A 630-nucleotide genomic window follows, 5' to 3' on the forward strand; every position below is an offset into this window, starting at 1 on the left:
ACTGGCGTCCCTACTTCAAAGCCTCCCACCTATCCTACACAGATTGATTCAAAGTCCAATGCAAAGCTACAGTAAAGGTTCATGGGGTCTTTCCGTCTAGCCGCGGGTAGATTGCATCATCACAAACATTTCAACTTCGCTGAGTCTCGGGAGGAGACAGTGTGGCCATCGTTACGCCATTCGTGCAGGTCGGAACTTACCCGACAAGGAATTTCGCTACCTTAGGACCGTTATAGTTACGGCCGCCGTTTACTGGGACTTCAATCAAGAGCTTGCACCCCATCATTTAATCTTCCAGCACCGGGCAGGCGTCACACCCTATACGTCCACTTTCGTGTTTGCAGAGTGCTGTGTTTTTATTAAACAGTCGCAGCCACCAGTTTATTGCAACCTTTTCGCCCTATCACAGTAAAGTGACCAAGCTACCGAGGCGTACCTTTTCCCGAAGTTACGGTACCAATTTGCCGAGTTCCTTCTCCCGAGTTCTCTCAAGCGCCTTAGAATACTCATCTCGCCCACCTGTGTCGGTTTGCGGTACGGTCTCGTATGACTGAAGCTTAGAGGCTTTTCTTGGAACCACTTCCGATTGCTACAGAACCTAAGTTCTTCGTCCCAGTCCCTTGAATTACG

At 49.5% G+C, this 630-nt stretch carries 1 rRNA gene; it reads right to left on the reverse strand.

Annotation, left to right across the window (positions count from 1 at the left end):
- Positions 1–630: ribosomal RNA gene (locus GTP58_RS30830) — 23S ribosomal RNA — on the reverse strand; the annotation flags it as partial.

It is taken from the genome of Duganella sp. CY15W (assembly GCF_009857555.1).
Classification (GTDB): Bacteria; Pseudomonadota; Gammaproteobacteria; order Burkholderiales; family Burkholderiaceae_D; genus Rugamonas; species Rugamonas sacchari.